This is a genomic window from Dactylosporangium thailandense (assembly GCF_059739745.1).
Genome location: NZ_AP029195.1, coordinates 8,313,273 through 8,329,076, shown reverse-complemented (window position 1 = coordinate 8,329,076; position 15,804 = coordinate 8,313,273). Strand labels below are relative to the sequence as shown.

The 15,804-nt window shown below is 73.3% G+C and carries 9 protein-coding genes and 1 pseudogene; 9 read left to right on the top strand and 1 reads right to left on the bottom strand.

Going from position 1 to position 15,804, the window contains the following annotated elements:
* The first annotated feature begins 62 nt into the window (after positions 1–62).
* The 9 genes and pseudogenes from AC6JBM_RS36995 to AC6JBM_RS36955 all read left to right on the top strand — a co-directional run.
* Positions 63–920 carry an ABC transporter ATP-binding protein gene (locus tag AC6JBM_RS36995; protein ID WP_497978551.1) on the top strand — a complete coding sequence of 286 codons (858 nt, stop codon included), beginning with the start codon at positions 63–65 and terminating at the stop codon, positions 918–920.
* Complete coding sequence (locus AC6JBM_RS36990; RefSeq protein ID WP_497978550.1) at positions 917–1,570, top strand: ATP-binding cassette domain-containing protein; 654 nt, start codon at positions 917–919, stop codon at positions 1,568–1,570. Before AC6JBM_RS36995 ends, AC6JBM_RS36990 begins: the two co-directional genes overlap by 4 nt.
* Before the next feature lie 92 nt (positions 1,571–1,662).
* On the top strand, positions 1,663–2,307 hold the full coding sequence (locus tag AC6JBM_RS36985) for an Asp23/Gls24 family envelope stress response protein (protein WP_497978549.1): 645 nt from the start codon (positions 1,663–1,665) through the stop codon (positions 2,305–2,307).
* Positions 2,308–2,380: 73 nt separating this feature from the next.
* Positions 2,381–4,054 (top strand): coenzyme B12-dependent isobutyryl-CoA mutase large subunit, encoded by a 1,674-nt coding sequence (gene icmA, locus AC6JBM_RS36980; RefSeq protein ID WP_350616087.1) that lies wholly within the window; start codon positions 2,381–2,383, stop codon positions 4,052–4,054.
* Between the two features lie 164 nt (positions 4,055–4,218).
* Positions 4,219–7,137, top strand: coding sequence for an FtsX-like permease family protein (locus tag AC6JBM_RS36975; protein WP_497978548.1), 2,919 nt, complete (start codon positions 4,219–4,221; stop codon positions 7,135–7,137).
* A gap of 34 nt (positions 7,138–7,171) precedes the next feature.
* The gene (locus tag AC6JBM_RS36970) at positions 7,172–10,198 is read left to right on the top strand and encodes an ABC transporter permease (RefSeq protein ID WP_497978547.1); all 3,027 of its coding nucleotides are present in this window, start codon (positions 7,172–7,174) and stop codon (positions 10,196–10,198) included.
* A gap of 28 nt (positions 10,199–10,226) precedes the next feature.
* Positions 10,227–11,081 carry an ABC transporter ATP-binding protein gene (locus tag AC6JBM_RS36965; protein WP_350616081.1) on the top strand — a complete coding sequence of 285 codons (855 nt, stop codon included), beginning with the start codon at positions 10,227–10,229 and terminating at the stop codon, positions 11,079–11,081.
* 22 nt (positions 11,082–11,103) lie between these two features.
* Positions 11,104–12,000: a tetratricopeptide repeat protein gene (locus tag AC6JBM_RS36960; protein WP_497978546.1), complete on the top strand. Its 897-nt coding sequence runs from the start codon at positions 11,104–11,106 to the stop codon at positions 11,998–12,000.
* A gap of 11 nt (positions 12,001–12,011) precedes the next feature.
* Positions 12,012–12,953, top strand: a pseudogene (locus AC6JBM_RS36955) (arginase family protein); the annotation flags it as partial.
* Positions 12,954–13,908: 955 nt separating this feature from the next.
* On the opposite strand, the gene AC6JBM_RS36950 reads toward AC6JBM_RS36955, so the two are convergent.
* Positions 13,909–15,798, bottom strand: a complete 1,890-nt coding sequence (locus AC6JBM_RS36950; RefSeq protein ID WP_497978545.1) for a penicillin-binding transpeptidase domain-containing protein — start codon at positions 15,796–15,798, stop codon at positions 13,909–13,911.
* Positions 15,799–15,804: the final 6 nt, after the last annotated feature.

Here is a 15,804-nt window from a genome sequence, read left to right as displayed (position 1 = left end):
GCCGCTCACCATGAGTTCAGTGTTGTCTCGCGTCGGTGCCGGAGCGAAGCGGAGGCGGCAACGTGAGCGCCGGGCTGGCGGTCATGTGCCGGGGGCTGGTGTACATCTACCGGCTGGAGGGGTACGACATCGTCGCCCTTTCCGGGGTGGACCTGGACATCTCGGCCGGGGAGTCGGTCGCGCTGCTCGGGCCCTCGGGCTCCGGCAAGTCCACGCTCCTGTCGCTGCTGGCCGGGCTCCTGCCACCGTCGGCGGGACGGCTCACGGTCGGCGAGCACGACCTCGTGCGCGCGACGCCGGCCGAGCTCCAGGCGATGCGCGCGGCCGACGTCGGCGTGGTGCTGCAGGGGGCGTCGCGGAATCTGCTGCCGTACCTCACCGCCGAGCAGAACGTCCGTTTCGCCCAGCGCGCGGTCCCCGGCGACCGGCGCCGCGGCCTGCCCGAGCCCCGCGACGTGCTCGCGACGGTCGGGCTCACCGGACGCGCACGCAACCGGCAGCGGCCGCAGCGACTCTCTCCTGGTGAGCGTCAGCGGTTGGCGCTCGCCGTGGGGCTGGCCGGACGGCCGGGCCTGCTGCTCGCGGACGAGCCGACCAGCCAGCTCGACCCCCGGGCGCGCGACGAGGTGCTCACGGCCCTCGACGCGGTCCGCCGGGCGGGCACGACCGTGGTGGTCGTGACCCACGACCCGGACGTGGGGCGGCGCCTGGGCCGGACGGTCACCATCCGCGACGGCCGGGTCGGGGCGGAAGGCCGGCGAGGAGAGGACTACGCGGTCGTGGGCCGCGACGGTACGGTGCATCTGCCGCAGGACGTGCTGCGCATGCTGCCGCCGGGGACATTGGTGGGCGTCGAGCCCCAGCCCGACGGCACGGTGCTGCTGGTCCCTGCCCGAGCCAACGTGGAGGGATTGCAGTGAAGACGCTGACGGTCGAGGGGGTCACGGTCGCGTACGAGCGGGACCACCCGGTGCTGCGCGACGTGTCGGTCGTGGTGTCCCCGGGCCAGATCCTGGCCGTGACCGGGCCCTCGGGCGCGGGCAAGACCACGCTGCTGTGGGCGATGGCCGGCCTCCTGCGCCCGGCCGAGGGCGTCGTGACGGTCGACGCGACGCCGCTGCGCGACCGCGACCACGCCGTCTCGGAGCGCGTGGTGCTCATCCCGCAGGACAACGGGCTCGCCGCGATCCTCACCGCCCAGGAGAACATCCAGGTCGCCATGATCGCGGGCGGCTCGGCCCCGGCCGACGCCCGGCGCGCCACGGTCTCCTCGCTCGAGCGGCTCGGCCTCGCCGGGCAGGCCGACCAGCTGGTGGAGGAGCTCTCCGGTGGTCAGCAGCAGCGCACGGCGATCGCGCGGGGCCTGGCCCTGCACGGCGACGTGCTGCTGGCCGACGAGGTGACCAGCGAGCTGGACGCGACCAACCGGCAGAAGGTGATGGAGCTGCTGCAGGAGGAGGCCCGGCGGGGCGCCGCGGTGGTGTTCGCGACCCACGACCCGGAGGCCGCGGCCGCCTGCGACCGCGAGCTGCACCTCTCGGACGGGGCGGCCCAGCTGGTGCGCGGCTGACCGCACTGTCTTCGCCGTGACTCAAGCCACCTCCCGGCCCTGATTCGCGAGTACGCTGCTCGCGTTTTTCATGACTCTGGGGAGTAGTGATCATGAGCGAAACCACCGACATCCACGACCCCGATCTCACCGGCGACGCGCTCGCCACCGTCGAGCCGGCCTCGGGCGTCGTCGTGCCGGCCCAGGCCGGGGCGCCCGAGCAGGAGCACTCGCGCTTCGACGAGGCGGCCGAGAAGGTCACCACGTTCGCGACCGGCGCGGCGGACCGGGTCGGCGAGTTCGCGGCCAGCACCGCCGCCGCCTCCGGGCGGGTCGCGTCGCAGGTGGTCGACCGGCTGCGCAACAACGCGGAGCTGACCGCCGACCGCGGCACCACGACCATCGCCGACGAGGTGGTGGAGAAGATCGCCGGCATCGCCGCGCGGCAGGTCGAGGGCGTCTACGACCTCGGCGGCGACGTCGCCCGGGTGTTCGCCGCGGTCCGCGACCGCATCGGCCTCGGCGACGACGAGCGGGAGAACGGCAACCGGGGCGTCTCGGTGCGCCTCGAGGGCCGCAATGCCACGGTGCGGGTGACGCTCGTGATCGAGTACGGCTACGTCGTGTACTCGGTGGCGGAGAAGGTGCGCACGCAGGTCATCGGCTCGGTGGAGAACCTGCTGGGGCTGGAGGTCACCGCCGTGGACATCGTCGTGGACGACGTGCACGTCGAGGATCGGGACAAGGCGGCGAAGTAGGCGGCACCGGCGAGGCCCGCGCCGAGTGGCGCGGGCCTTAGCGATCGTTCAGGTGGCCCGCTAGCATCGTGGTATGGATGCCCACGACATCGCGGAGGGGCGCGCCCGCTGGCAGCGCCGCTACGACGAGGCCCGCAAGCGTGACGCCGACTTCACCACGCTGTCCGGCACGCGGGTCGAGCCCGTGTACGGTCCGCCCGAGGGCGCCGACGTGCCCGGCTTCGAGCGGATCGGCTGGCCCGGCGAGTATCCGTACACGCGCGGCCTGCACCCGACCGGGTACCGAGGCCGCACGTGGACCATCCGCCAGTTCTCCGGGTTCGGCAACGCGCAGCAGACCAACGCGCGGTACAAGATGCTGCTCGGCGCGGGTGGCGGGGGCCTCTCGGTGGCCTTCGACATGCCCACCCTCATGGGCCGCGACTCCGACGAGCCGCAGTCGCTGGGCGAGGTGGGCCACTGCGGCGTCGCGATCGACTCCGCCGCCGACATGGACGTGCTCTTCGACGGCATCCCGCTGGCCGACGTGACCACGAGCATGACCATCTCCGGGCCCGCGGTGCCGGTGTTCTGCATGTACCTGGTGGCGGCCGAGCGGCAGGGCGCCGATCTCGCGCGGCTCGACGGCACGCTGCAGACGGACATCTTCAAGGAGTACATCGCCCAGAAGGAGTGGCTCTTCCCGCCCGAGCCGCACCTGCGCCTCATCGGCGACCTCATGGAGTACACGAACCGGAACATCCCGCGCTACAAGCCGCTGTCCGTGTCCGGGTACCACATCCGCGAGGCCGGCTCGACCGCCGCTCAGGAACTCGCGTTCACCCTCGCCGACGGCTTCGGCTACGTCGAGCTGGGCCAGTCCCGCGGGCTCGACGTCAACACGTTCGCGCCCGGGCTGAGCTTCTTCTTCGACGCGCACATCGACTTCTTCGAGGAGATCGCCAAGTTCCGCGCCGCGCGGCGCATCTGGGCCCGCTGGCTGCGCGACGTCTACGGCGCCACCAGCGAGAAGGCGCTCTGGCTGCGCTTCCACACCCAGACCGCCGGGGTCTCGCTGACGGCGCAGCAGCCGTACAACAACGTCGTGCGCACCGCCGTCGAGGCGCTCTCGGCCGTGCTGGGCGGCACGAACTCGCTGCACACCAACGCGCTGGACGAGACCCTCGCGCTGCCGACCGACGAGGCCGCCGAGATCGCCCTGCGCACCCAGCAGGTGCTCATGGAGGAGACCGGCATCACCAGCGTCGCCGATCCGCTCGGGGGTTCCTGGTACGTCGAGGCGCTCACCGACAAGATCGAGGCCGAGGCGGAGGCGATCTTCGCCCGGATCCGGGACATGGGTCACGATGGTTCGATCACCGCGGGCATCCTGCGCGGGATCGAGGACGGCTGGTTCATGAGCGAGATCGCCGACTCCGCCTTCGCCTACCAGCAGGCGGTCGAGAAGGGCGACAAGCGCGTCGTCGGGGTCAACGTGCACACCGGCTCGGTCACCCGCGACCTGGACATCCTGCGCGTCTCCCACGAGGTCGAGGTGGAGCAGAACAAGCTCCTCGCCACCCGGCGCGCCGAGCGCGACAACGCGGCGGTCAAGGAGCGGCTGGAGCGCATGGTCGCGGCCGCGCGCGGCGAGGAGAACATGATCCCGTCGATGCTGGACGCGGCCCGGGCCGAGGCGACGCTCGGTGAGATCTGCGGGGCGCTCAAGGACGAGTGGGGCATCTACCGGGAGCCGGCCCGCTTCTAGCCCGACCGGTCCAGCCCGCCTGCGTTACCGAACCGCAATGTAACTCCGCAACCGGCACCTTCCCCCGCTGGTCTTCTTACGAACGACTAGACCTCGGGGGAGGGGCCTTGCTGGCAGTCGTGCTTGCAGCGTTGCGGGCCCGCCGTGTCCAAGCGCTGACGTTGGTGCTGCTCAGCACCCTCGCCGCCGCGGCCGCGGCGGCCGCACCCTGGTATGTGCTGGCTTCGACGGAGCGGATCGCCAACCGGCACGTGGAGCACGCGCCGATCCAGGAGCGGTCGCTGGAGACGATCGGCGAGGGGCCCGTCGAGGGCGGGTCCGTCGAGGCGCAGATCGCCGCCCAGGCCCAGCTGACCCAGCGCATCGTGGGGCTGTCGGGCCTCGTGACGTACACGGAGGCCTATCTCGACGGCCGCCCGACCACCGGCAGCTCGCAGGCGGCCAAGGGCGGCGGCAACGAGGAGCGCACCTCCGACTCCCAGCTCGTCGTGCGCACCGACGCCTGCTCGCACGCGACGTTCGAGGGCCGCTGCCCGGCCGCCGCCGACGAGGTCGCACTCAGCTACCGGACCGCCCGCTGGCTGCGGGTCAAGGCCGGCGACACGATGACCTACGTCACGCCGAAGCTGCCCCGGCCGCTGCCGCTCAAGGTCGTCGGGGTGTACCGCCCCGACGACCCCAACGCCCCGTTCTGGAGCAGCAACAACGACCTCGTCGCCAAGGCGCTGCCGACCAGCGCCCCGCCGGAGATGACCGAGCCGGTCGACGACGCCGTGCTGGCCGCGCCCGCGCTGTTCGACCACAGCCTGGCCCCGGCCGGGGTAGCCATCCGCACGATCACCGACATGGTGGCCGAGCCGCAGCTGCTCGTCGACAACGCGCCCGAGGACGTCGGCGCGCGGCTGGCCGGGGCGACCGTCGAGGCCGGCAACAACCGGCTGACGCTCAACACCCAGCTGCCGGCGACCATCGACAAGGTCGAGCGCGACCGCCGGCTCGTGTCGCTGGGCGTGCCGGTCGGCGCCTTCCAGCTGCTCGTGCTGTGCTGGTTCGCGCTGTACCTCGCGGTCAAGTACACCGGCGAGGAGCGGCGCCCGGACATCGGGCTCGTGAAGCTGCGCGGCGCCACCCGCATGCGCACCTGGGCCCTGGTCAGCGGCCAGAGCGCGTTGCCGATGCTGGTCGGCGCGGTGCTGGGGCTGCCGATCGGGTGGGCCGCCGCGACCGCGGTCACCGGCGCCATCCAGGACACCGAGGTCAACGCGCTCGCGTTCTCCCTGTCGGTGGGCGCGGTCGTCCTGGCCGTGCTCGGCGCGCTGCTCGCCGCCCTGCTGGCCGAGCGCCGCGCGCTCTCCTCCAGCGTCTCCGAGCTGCTGCGCCAGGCCTCGGCCCGCGGCCGCGTCTGGCGCGACCTGTTCGACCTGCTGCTCGTCGTGCTCGCGGTCGTCGCCGTCTACCAGGTCAAGCACCGCGCGGAGGGCGACGCCGCCGGCCTCGCGCTGCTGGCGCCCGGGCTCGCCGCGCTGGCCTTCGCGCTGGTGGCCGCGCGGCTGATCACCTTCGCGGCCGGGCGCGCGGTCGAGGGAGCGCTGCGCCACGGCCACCCGGCCCGCGCGCTCACCGCGATCTACCTGGCCCGCCGGCCGGGCGTGCACCGGCTCGCCGCGCTCATGATCGCGACCGTGGCGCTGCTGACCACCTCCGCGCTGACCTGGAACGCCGGGCGCACCGACGGGCAGACCCGGGCCGAGCTCGAGGTCGGCGCCGACCGGGTGCTCACCGTCCGGGCCGAGAACCGGCTCGCCCTGCTCAACGCGGTCCGGGCCGCCGATCCGGCCGGGAAGCACGCGATGGCCGCGGTGTCCTCGGTGCGCTCGAACAGCGACCGGGTGCTGCTGGTCGACAGCCCGCGGCTGCCCAGCGTGGCGACGTGGCGGCCCGAGTACGGGCTGAGCGCCGCCCAGACCGCGGCCCTGCTGCACCCGGCCGCCCCGGACCCGGTGACGATGACCGGCGGCGACCTGGCCGTGGACCTCACCAGCCAGATCGACGGGGACACCGCCCGGGTGGTCTTCCTCGACATCGTCTTCGCCGACGCGAAGGGCGAGCGGATCGCGGCCCGGCTCGGCCCGCTCGCCTCGGGCCGGGCGACACTGCGCGCGTCGCTGCCGGCCTGCGCGGGCGCGCCCGGCTGCCGGCTCAGCTCGCTGCAGCTGGTGCAGTCGACCCCGGAGCAGAAGGTCTTCTTCGCGGCCCGGGCCGGCGTGGACGTCGTCGTGCACGGCGCGACCGCGGGCGGGCAGCCGGTGCTGGGCAAGGACCTGCTCGCCGACCGGACCCGCTGGCGGCTGGGCGTGAACGGCAACCCGCCCAACCTGGTGGCCGTGCCGGTCGCCGACGGGCTGCGCCTGACCGTCGCGCCGCAGCGCAACGGCGGCACCAACGATCCGGGCGTGTATCCGCTGGACACGCCGGCCCCGTTGCCGAGCGTGCGGGCCACCCGGCTGCAGCAGCGGCTCGTGGGCGACCAGCGGGTCGGCTTCGGCTCGGTGTCGATCTCGGAGGAGATCGCCGCGACCGCGCGGGCCCTGCCGCAGCTGGGGACCAAGGGGGTGCTGCTCGATCTCGAGTACGCCGACCGGCTCAGCGCGGACTTCGGGGCGGGCGAGTCGCTGCAGGTGTGGCTGAACGCGAGCGCCCCGGCGAACATGACGAAGCTGCTGCGGGACCAGGGGCTGATCGTGCTCGGCGAGGAGTCGATCGCGGGCACGGCCGACCGGTACGCCTCCTTCGGCCCGCCGCTCACCCTGCAGTTCATGCTGCTGTCCGCGATCGTCGGGCTGGCGCTGGCGATCGGGGCCGCGGTCGTCGTCGCCGCCGTGGAGCGCCGGCCCCGGGCGCGGGAGCTGGGCGCGCTGCGGGCCCAGGGGGCCTCGGCCCGCATGGTCAAACGCGTGGGCGTCGAGGGGTACCTCGTGCTGGCCCTCTCCTCGCTGGTGTTCGGGCTGATCCTGGCCGCCGTCATACGCGCCTACATCGGCGACGTCCTGCCTTACTTCGCCGACGGTTGGAGCAAGCCGTGAGCAATCCGGAGCTGGAGCTTGCGGAGGTGCCGGCATGATCGGTCTTGCGTTTGCGATGGTTCGGGCCCGGCCGGGGCAGGCTCTGACCGCGTTCCTGCTGGCCGTGTTCGCGATGGCCGCGGCCGTCAGCGCGCCGGTGTACTCCACCACCGCCGACCGCGCGGTCGTGCACAGCCAGGTGGCCGCGGCGACGACGAGCGAGCGGGTCGTGCAGGCGCGGCGGACCTCGCCCACCCCCACGGACCACGACTTCGAGAACCTCCTGCCGCAGCTGTTCAACGGCAGCGGGTTCGCCGGCGTCTTCAGCACCGAGTACGACATCCTCATCCCGCCGCCGGCGCCGGAGGCCAACAGCATCGCGCCGCGCTTCGTCTACCGCGACGGCGTCTGTGCCCACCTGCGCATCACCGCCGGCCGGTGCTTCGTCAGCGAGACCGAGGTCATCCTCAGCACGGCCCAGGTGCAGGACCTCGGGCTGCACATCGGCGACGTGTTCCAGGCCGCCTGGGCGACCGTCGACCCCCAGGGCGGCGACTTCGTCGAGCGGGGCAAGCGGGCCTCGCTCACCCTCGTGGGCTCCTACGACCCCCGCAACAAGGCCGAGCAGTACTGGTCCGACCTGGACTACTTCAACCCGCGCCCGAGCGCCCGGTTCACCACCGAGCCCGCCTTCGCCGGACGCCTGACGCTGGAGGCGCTCGAGCACGGCCCGGAGAAGCAGGCCCTCGACGTCGTCATCGACGACTCGGCCATCACCCGGGAGTCGCTGGACGGCATCAGCGCGCAGGTCCAGGACGGCAAGAGCAAGCTCGAGGCGCTGCCCGGCCACGCGGTCGTCAGCACCGGGCTGCCGGCCCTGCTCAAGCGCATCGACGGCGACCGGAGCCTAGTGGCCCAGGTCGTGCCGGTGGCCGCGGTACCGCTGGTGCTGCTCTGCTGGTTCGTGCTGTTCATCGCCGTGGCCTCCGCGACCCAGGAACGGCGCCGGGAGCTCGGCCTGTTCTCGCTGCGCGGGCTCACCGTCCCGCGGCGCTGGTGGCTCGCGGCCGGCGAGAGCATCGTGCCGATCCTGGCCGGCGCCGTCGCCGGGTTCTTCCTCGGCCACTACGTCGTGCGCCTGGCCGCCTGGGCGCTGCTGAGCACCTCCTCGGACGTGCCGATCAAGGCCGGGCTGAACTGGTGGGCGGCCGTCGCCCTGGCCGGCGCGCTGCTGGCCGCGCTGTTCGCCCAGCGCGCCGAGCTGGCCAAGCGGACCGTGGACCTGCTGCGCAACGTGCCCAGCCGGATCTCGCGCTGGGGCGCGCCGGTCTTCGAGGTCGTCGTCGTGGTGCTGGCCGTCGTCTCCGTCATCCAGCTGCGCCGGGGCGGCGGCGGGCTCACCGGCTTCGCGCTCGTCGCCCCGTCCGCCGTCGTCATCGCGGTGGCCCTGGTCGCGGCCCGGCTCGTGCTGCCCGTCGCCGAGCGCGTCGGGCGGCGAGCCTCCCGGCGCGGGCGGATCGGGCCGATGCTGGCCGCTTACGCGCTGTCGCGGCGCCCCGGCACTCAGCGGGTCCTGGCCCTCTTCGTGGTCGCGATCGGCCTGCTGGTCTTCGCCGCCACCGCGGCCAGCGCGTCCGGCGACGCCCGCGACCACCGCGCCCGCGTGCAGCTCGGCGCGCCCCGCGTGCTCACCGTCGACCCGCTCAGCCGGGCCGCGCTGCTGTCGAAGGTCCGCGCCGTCGACCCGCACGGGCAGTTCGCGATGGCGACGGCGCTGCTGCCGACCGCCGAGGACGCGACCCCGCCGGTGCTCGCCGTGGACAGCCAGGCCCTCGCGGCCACCGCGCTGTGGGACGACCCGCGGCTGTCCGCGCAGAAGGCGGCCGAGCTGCTGCACCCGCCGCTCGGGCGCGAGACGATTGAAGTCGACAACAAGGAGCTCTCGCTCGACGTCAGCATCGACAACCTGGTCGACGCCTTCCGCGTGCACTGGGTCGCGGTCGTGGTGCCCAGGGACGGCTCCGACGTCGGCCGGGTCGACCTGGGCCAGGTGAGCACCGGCCGCAAGACCTACGTGCGCAACCTGCCGATGTGCGTGAACGGCTGCCGGCTCGCGGCGCTGGAGATGGAGCAGCCCGAGGCGCGCGGCTTCGATGCCAACGTCGTGCTGCACAGCCTCAGCCAGCACGGCAAGGCCATCGTCGACGAGGCGGGCTTCGCGCAGGCCGACGGCTGGCGGGTGCCGGACACGCCCGGGCCGAAGCTGCTCGTGCCGACCCTCACCGCGCAGCAGGACGGGCTGCGGGCCGAGATCTCCAACTACAAGGGCGCCGACACCGCGATGCGGGTCATGCCGACCGACGTGCCCGCGCCGCTGCCCCTCATCGCGGCCCGCACCGCCGGGTTCGGCGACCACATCACGGGCCTGGACGGGGCGGTGCAGCCCATCGGGCTCGCCGGCGAGGTCGAGACCGTGCCGCGGCTCGGCTACGGGGGCGGGCTGGTCGACCTGGACTACGCCGAGCGGGTCGCGACGGACGGGGGCGATGCGCTGTACCCGCAGATCTTCCTCGGCCCCAAGGCGCCCGCGGACGTCGTGGACCAGCTGCGCAAGCAGGGCCTGACGATCAGCCTCGACCGGCCCCTGGGCCCGGTCCGCGACGCGCTCGACGAGCAGGGGCCGGCCATCGCGCTGCGCTTCCACGAGCTGGCCGGCGTGCTCGGGGTGATCCTCGCCATCGGCGCCCTGTGGCTGGTCTCGAGCCTCGACCGGCAGCGCCGGGCCGGGGAGATGCGCTCCCTGCGCGCGCAGGGCATCGCCCGGCGGGACGCGGCCGCCAGCGGCTACCTCGCGCTGGTCGGCGCCGCGGTCGTGCTGGCCCCGTTCGCGGCGCTGGCCAGCTGGCTGCTGGTGCGCGAGTATCTTCCGGTGTTCAGCGACGACGCCCAGGGCTTCCAGGCCGCATACTGGCCGTCGCCGCTGCCGGTCGCCGTCGCCTGGGGAGCCGCCGCGGTCCTGCTCGCCGTCGCGGCGCTCGTCGCCGGCGCGAGACTGCGTGCGGCCGCGACACTGAAGCGCTGAGGAACTCCGGGATGGGAATGGGGACGCGATGAACGGATTGGCGGTCGCCTGCCGGCGGGTCGTGCACATCTACCGGGCCGAGGCGGGCGACGTGGTGGCGCTGGCCGGCGTCGACCTGTCGATCGGCCCGGGCGAGACGCTCGCGCTCGTCGGGCCCTCGGGGTCGGGCAAGTCGACGCTCATTGCCCTGCTCGCCGGGCTCATGCGCCCGTCGGCCGGCCGGGTCAACATCGGCACCTACGACATGGGCAAGCTCTCCGACGGGGAGATCGCCCGGCTGCGGGGCACCGAGATCGGCGTCGTGCTGCAGGGGGCGGCACGCAATCTGCTGCCGTACGCGTCGCTGCACCGCAACATCTGGCTGGCCCAGCGGCGGGCGGCCCGCACCGAGGGCATCAAGCTCGACGACCCAGACCGCATCCTCGACCTCGTCGGCCTGCCCGGCCTCGGACGGGCCCGCATCGACGAGCTCGCCCCAGGCGCCCGGCAGCGCGCTGCGCTCGCCGTCGGCATCGCGGCCGGCCCCGGCCTGCTGCTCGTCGACGAGCCCACCAGCCAGCTCGACACGCACGGCCGCGACGAGGTCCTGGAGGCCCTCGAGACCGTCAACCGCGAGCGCAACACCACGATCGTCGTCGTCACCCACGACGGCGAGGTCGGCACCCGGCTCGGGCGCGCGGTGACCATCCGCGACGGCCGCGTCGGCGCCGAGGGCCGCGATGGCCAGGACTTCGCGGTGGTGGCGGGCGACGGCACGGTGCAGCTGCCGCCGGAGGTTCTCGGCGACTTCCCGCCCGGCACGCTCTTCACCGTGGAGCACATCGACGGGGCCGTCACACTGGTAGCGGGTGGATCCGACCGGTCACTTGCGGCAGAGCACTAGGGGAGCGTGCAAAACTAGGGCCATGACCGACCCACGCCAGTCACAGTCGATCTTCACCCGCGGGGCGGTGGACCTCGGCGCCCTGGCCGCTCGCAACACCGCGGCCGCGGCGCGGCCCGCCCCCGATGCCCCCGCGGGCGCCCCGGCCGGCGCCAACGTGATCGAGGTCACGGAGGCGAGCTTCCAGCAGGACGTCATCCAGCGTTCGCTGACCGCGCCGGTCGTCATCGACTTCTACGTCGCCGGCAGCGCGCCGGATCAGCAGTTCTCGCCGCTGCTGGCCGCGCTCGCGGCCGAGGGCGCGGGCACCTGGACGCTCGCGCGGGTCGACATCGAGACGAGCCCGCGCCTCGCGCAGATGTTCCGCATCCAGAACATCCCGTACGTCGTCGCGATCATCGGCGGGCAGCCGGTCGACGCCTTCAACCAGGCGCTGCCCGAGCCGCACCTGCGCCAGTGGATCGACGCGGTGCTGAAGGCGGCCGGCGTCGAGGTCGACCGGCCCGAGGACCCGCGGCTGCTCGCGGCCGACGACGCCATGGCCGACGGCGACCTCGACGCGGCCGAGGCGGCCTACCAGAAGATCCTCGACGAGACGCCGAACGACATCGTCGCCGAGTCCGGGCTGGCCCAGGTCGGCCTGCTGCGGCGCACCGACGGCATCGACCTGGCCGGTGCGCTCGCCGCGGCCCAGGACGCGCCCGACGACCTGCCGGCGCAGCTGCTCGCCGCCGACGTCGAGGTCCTCACCGGGGAGGCCGACAAGGGGTACACCCGCCTCGTCGGACTCGTCCGCCGCACCGCCGGCGAGGAGCGCGAGTCGGTGCGCAAGCACCTGCTCTCGCTGTTCGCCATCGCCGGCCCCGACGATCCCGCCGTCGCCAAGGCCCGCCGGGCACTGGCGAGCGCGCTGTTCTGACGGCGGCCGCCGTGCGCCGCATCGCCGTCGTCGACGCGCCGAGCAACCTCGGGTTACGGCCACCGACCGCAACCTCGGTGCCCGGCTGCGCCAAGGCGCCCGGCGCGCTGCGCGACCACAACCTGCTGACCCGGCTGGGCGCACGCGACGCCGGCTGCATCACCCCGCCACGGTATGACCCGGCGGGGTGGCAGCCCGGCGACGGCGTGGCCCAGTCGGCCGAGATCGCCGTGTTCGTCAAGCGCCTCGCCGACCGCATCGGCTCGGTCCTGAGCGCCGGCGACTTCCCGCTCGTGCTCGGCGGGGACTGCTCGATCCTGCTCGGCGCCGGCCTGGCCATGCGCCGCTACCAGAACGAGGCCGGCGGCCGCATCGGGCTCGTCTACGTCGACGGGCACTCCGACTTCCGCCACGAGGGCAACGCCTCCTACGTGGGCGCCGCGGCGGGCGAGGCGCTGGCCCTCGCGACCGGCCGGGGCCAGGCCAACCTCGCTTCGATCGAGCAGCGGCGGCCGTATTTCCGCGACGTCGACGTCGCCCTCCTGGGCATCCGCACCCACGACGAGTATCGCCTCGATCTGCAGGCCGCCGGGATCGTCGCCCGCGCCGTGCCCGAGCTGCGCTCCAACGGGGCCGCCCGGTCCGCCCAGTGGGCCCGCGAGCAGCTGCGCGACTGCGCCGGCTTCTGGGTGCACATCGACGTGGACGTCCTCGACCCGGCCGTGATGCCGGCGGTGGACGCCCCCGACGTCGGCGGCATCGCCTACCGCGAGCTGGAGATCCTGCTCAGCGGGCTCGTCAGTGACCCGCGCTGCCTGGGCGCGCAGGTCACCGTGTTCGACCCGGACTACGACCCGGACGGGCAGTATGCGGCGGAGGTGACGGACGTGCTCGTCGCCGGGCTCGAGCCGCTCATCACGTCCTCGGCCCTCGTGGCGGCGTCGCCCGACCCGATCATCTCGGCGCCGCCGTTCGCGGCCCCGGTCTCGGCCCCGCCGATCTCGGCGCCGCCGCTGGCCACGCCGCGGCCGCCGGCCTCCCTGCCGCCGCTGATGCCGTCGCCGGACGGGCACTCGCCCGCCGATGCGGGCACGATGCCGCGGTTTGTCGACGTTGCTCCGCGCATCTCGGATATATCGGAAATGTCCGACAGTGGGTGGGCGGGGACGAGTGCGCTGCTCGCGGGGGCGGCGGCGAGAATCGATCACGGTCCGGTTGCGGACGACGGGGCCGGGGGCTTCGAGGAGGAGCCGGCGGCCGGGGCCCGGGGCTGGGACGAGTGGCCCGTGGCCGAGGAGCGCGGCGCTTTGCGCCGCGCGGCGCGCGAGGGCGAGTTGCCTTCGGGGGAGGGGCGCGGCCTTCTGCGGAACGCGGCGCGCGAGGATGAGTCGCCTTCGAGAGAGTCACCCGCTGAGACCGAAGACGAGCCGGAGTCGGTAGAGGATGAGCCTGAAGCCGAGCTTGAGCCCGAAGCCGAGCTTGAGCCCGAAGCCGAGCTTGAGCCTGAAGCCGAGCCCGAGCCTGAGTCCGGAGTAGAGCCCGAAGCCGAAGACGAGCCCGAAAACGAGCCCGAAGTCGAGGCCGAGTCCGTGGCCGAAGCCGAGGTCGTGGGCGTTGGTGTGGACGGGGAAGGCGCTCCGGAGAAGCCGACCTGGTTGCTCGGGCGCTACAGCCGCTCCGCGTCGCTCTCGCTCGACTCGCTGCCCCGGGACTCGGTCGGGCCCGGGGGCCTGAAGCGCGCCGGTGGGCCGTTCGTGCCCGCGCAGGCCGCCCGGCGCGGCGTCGAGGACTCGCCCGAGTCGCCGCTCACCGATGTCGTGCCCGCCGCCCGCACGCCGGTCGAAGAGGAAGAGACCACGAGCTGAGCGCGCCCGGGCTCCCGGATGTGGGAGCCCGGGCGCGGTGGCCTCAGCCGATGGTCTGGAAGAACTTGCCCGCGATCGGCACGGCCGCCGCGGTCGAGGCGCCGCCGTTCTCGACGAAGACGCAGAAGGCGATGTCGCCGCGGTAGCCCATGAACCAGGAGTGGGTGTGCGCGGGATCGTTGTCGTACTCGGCGGTCCCCGTCTTGCCCCGCAGGTCGCCCGAGAGGCCCTTGAGCTGGCTCGCCGTGCCCTCGGTGACGACCTCGCGCATCATCTGCCGCAGGGCGTCGACGGAGGCCTGGTTGAGCTGCGGGCCGTCGGCCGCCGGGCTCTTCGGGGCCGGCTCCAGCACCAGCTGGGGCTGCTTCCACTGGCCCCGGGCGATGCCGGCCGCCGCGGCCGCCATGATGACCGGAGAGACGAGGTTGGTGCCCTGGCCGAACGCGGCCGCCGCCTGCTCGGCCTTGGAGCCGTTCACCGAGATCTTGCCGGTGAACACGTCCGCCCCGAGGTCCCACGGGATGCCCAGGCCCAGCGTCTGGGCCGTCTTGCCCAGCCCGTCGGGGGCGATCTGGGGCGCGAGCGAGGCGAACGCGGTGTTGCAGGACTTCGAGAAGTCGGTCCGCAGCGGTACGCTGCCCAGCTCCTCGTCGTGCGAGTTCTTGAACGTGCGGCCGTCGACCGTGAGCGTCTTCGGGCAGTTCACGACGGACTCGCCGGTCATGCCCTTGTCCAGCACCGCGAGCGCGGTGACCGCCTTGAGCATCGAGCCGGGCGGGGTCTGGCCGACGAGCGCGAAGTTGTTCGCGGCCGCGCCGGGACCGTTGGCCACCGCGACGATCGAGTTGTCGCTGATGCGGATCGCCACCAGGGCCGAGCGTCGCGTGTCGCCCGCGAGGGCCTGCTCCGCCGCGTTCTGCATGTTCTGGTCGAGGCTGAGCTTCACCGTGCCGCCGGTGGTGGCGTCCGAGGAGAAGAACTCCTTGTCGGGCGTGCCCTGCGGCATGGAGACGATCACCCTGACGCCCGGCTTGCCCTGCAGGACGGCGTCGTACTTCTGCTGCAGCCCGCCGAGCCCGACCACGTCCCCGATCTGGTACTTGCCGGGGTTCTTGTCCATGATCTCCTTCGTCACCTCGCCGGTCGTGCCCAGCAGGGCGCGGGCGAACTGCGCGGAGGGGGCAAGGGCCTGGGTCGAGTTGCGGGCGATCACGCCGGGGGTCGAGTTCAGCTTGTTCGCGATCGGGTCGTAGATCTCCTTGCGCAGCGTCACGATCTGCACGAAGGCGTCGGGCGCGGCGCTCTTCACCTTCGCCGGCAGGCCCGACACGTCGACGTCCACGTTCGCCTGCTTGAACGCATCTGTCAGATTCCTGACCACGATGTTGATGTCGGTGATCGAGCGCGGCTGCACGCCGATGATCACGACCGGCTTGCTGCTCACGATCGGCTGGCCGGAGCCGTCGAGAATGCTGCCGCGCGCCCCCGCGGTCTTGCGAATCGAAAGCTTGTCCGTGGCCTCGAACTTCGGATTGATGGTCTTGGCGTCGAAGACGACCCGCCACTCCTTGTCCACCCGCTTGGCGTCGACCGTCGTGTCGTACTCCCACGTCGAGTCGGCCACCGGCCACGCCACGTGCACGACGGCGCTGCTGTTGTCGTCCTTGACCACGGGCGCGCCCTTGAGGGTGAGCTTGGGCGGCTTGGCGGCCAGGTCACCCGCGACCGTCGTCCACAGCTTCTGCGCCGCGTCGCCGGCCAGGGCTTTACCGTCCGGACCCAAGAACTTCAGCCCGGCGAGGTTGCCCTGCTCCCAGGCCCCGAGGAACGTCTTGAGCGAGTCGTCCGGCGGCTTGCTGGAGCACGCGGGCAACGTGCCGAGCAGCGCCAGGGCGACGGCGAGTGCGGTGACACGACGGATCGAAACGGCCATGTGGGC

Bases quoted from the DNA above. Each gene is read 5' to 3' on its own strand.
- AC6JBM_RS36985 (WP_497978549.1), top strand. From the start codon at position 1,663: ATGAGCGAAACCACCGACATCCACGACCCCGATCTCACCGGCGACGCG.
- icmA (WP_350616087.1), top strand. From the start codon at position 2,381: ATGGATGCCCACGACATCGCGGAGGGGCGCGCCCGCTGGCAGCGCCGC.
- AC6JBM_RS36970 (WP_497978547.1), top strand. From the start codon at position 7,172: ATGATCGGTCTTGCGTTTGCGATGGTTCGGGCCCGGCCGGGGCAGGCT.
- AC6JBM_RS36965 (WP_350616081.1), top strand. From the start codon at position 10,227: ATGAACGGATTGGCGGTCGCCTGCCGGCGGGTCGTGCACATCTACCGG.
- AC6JBM_RS36960 (WP_497978546.1), top strand. From the start codon at position 11,104: ATGACCGACCCACGCCAGTCACAGTCGATCTTCACCCGCGGGGCGGTG.
- AC6JBM_RS36950 (WP_497978545.1), bottom strand. From the start codon at position 15,798: ATGGCCGTTTCGATCCGTCGTGTCACCGCACTCGCCGTCGCCCTGGCG.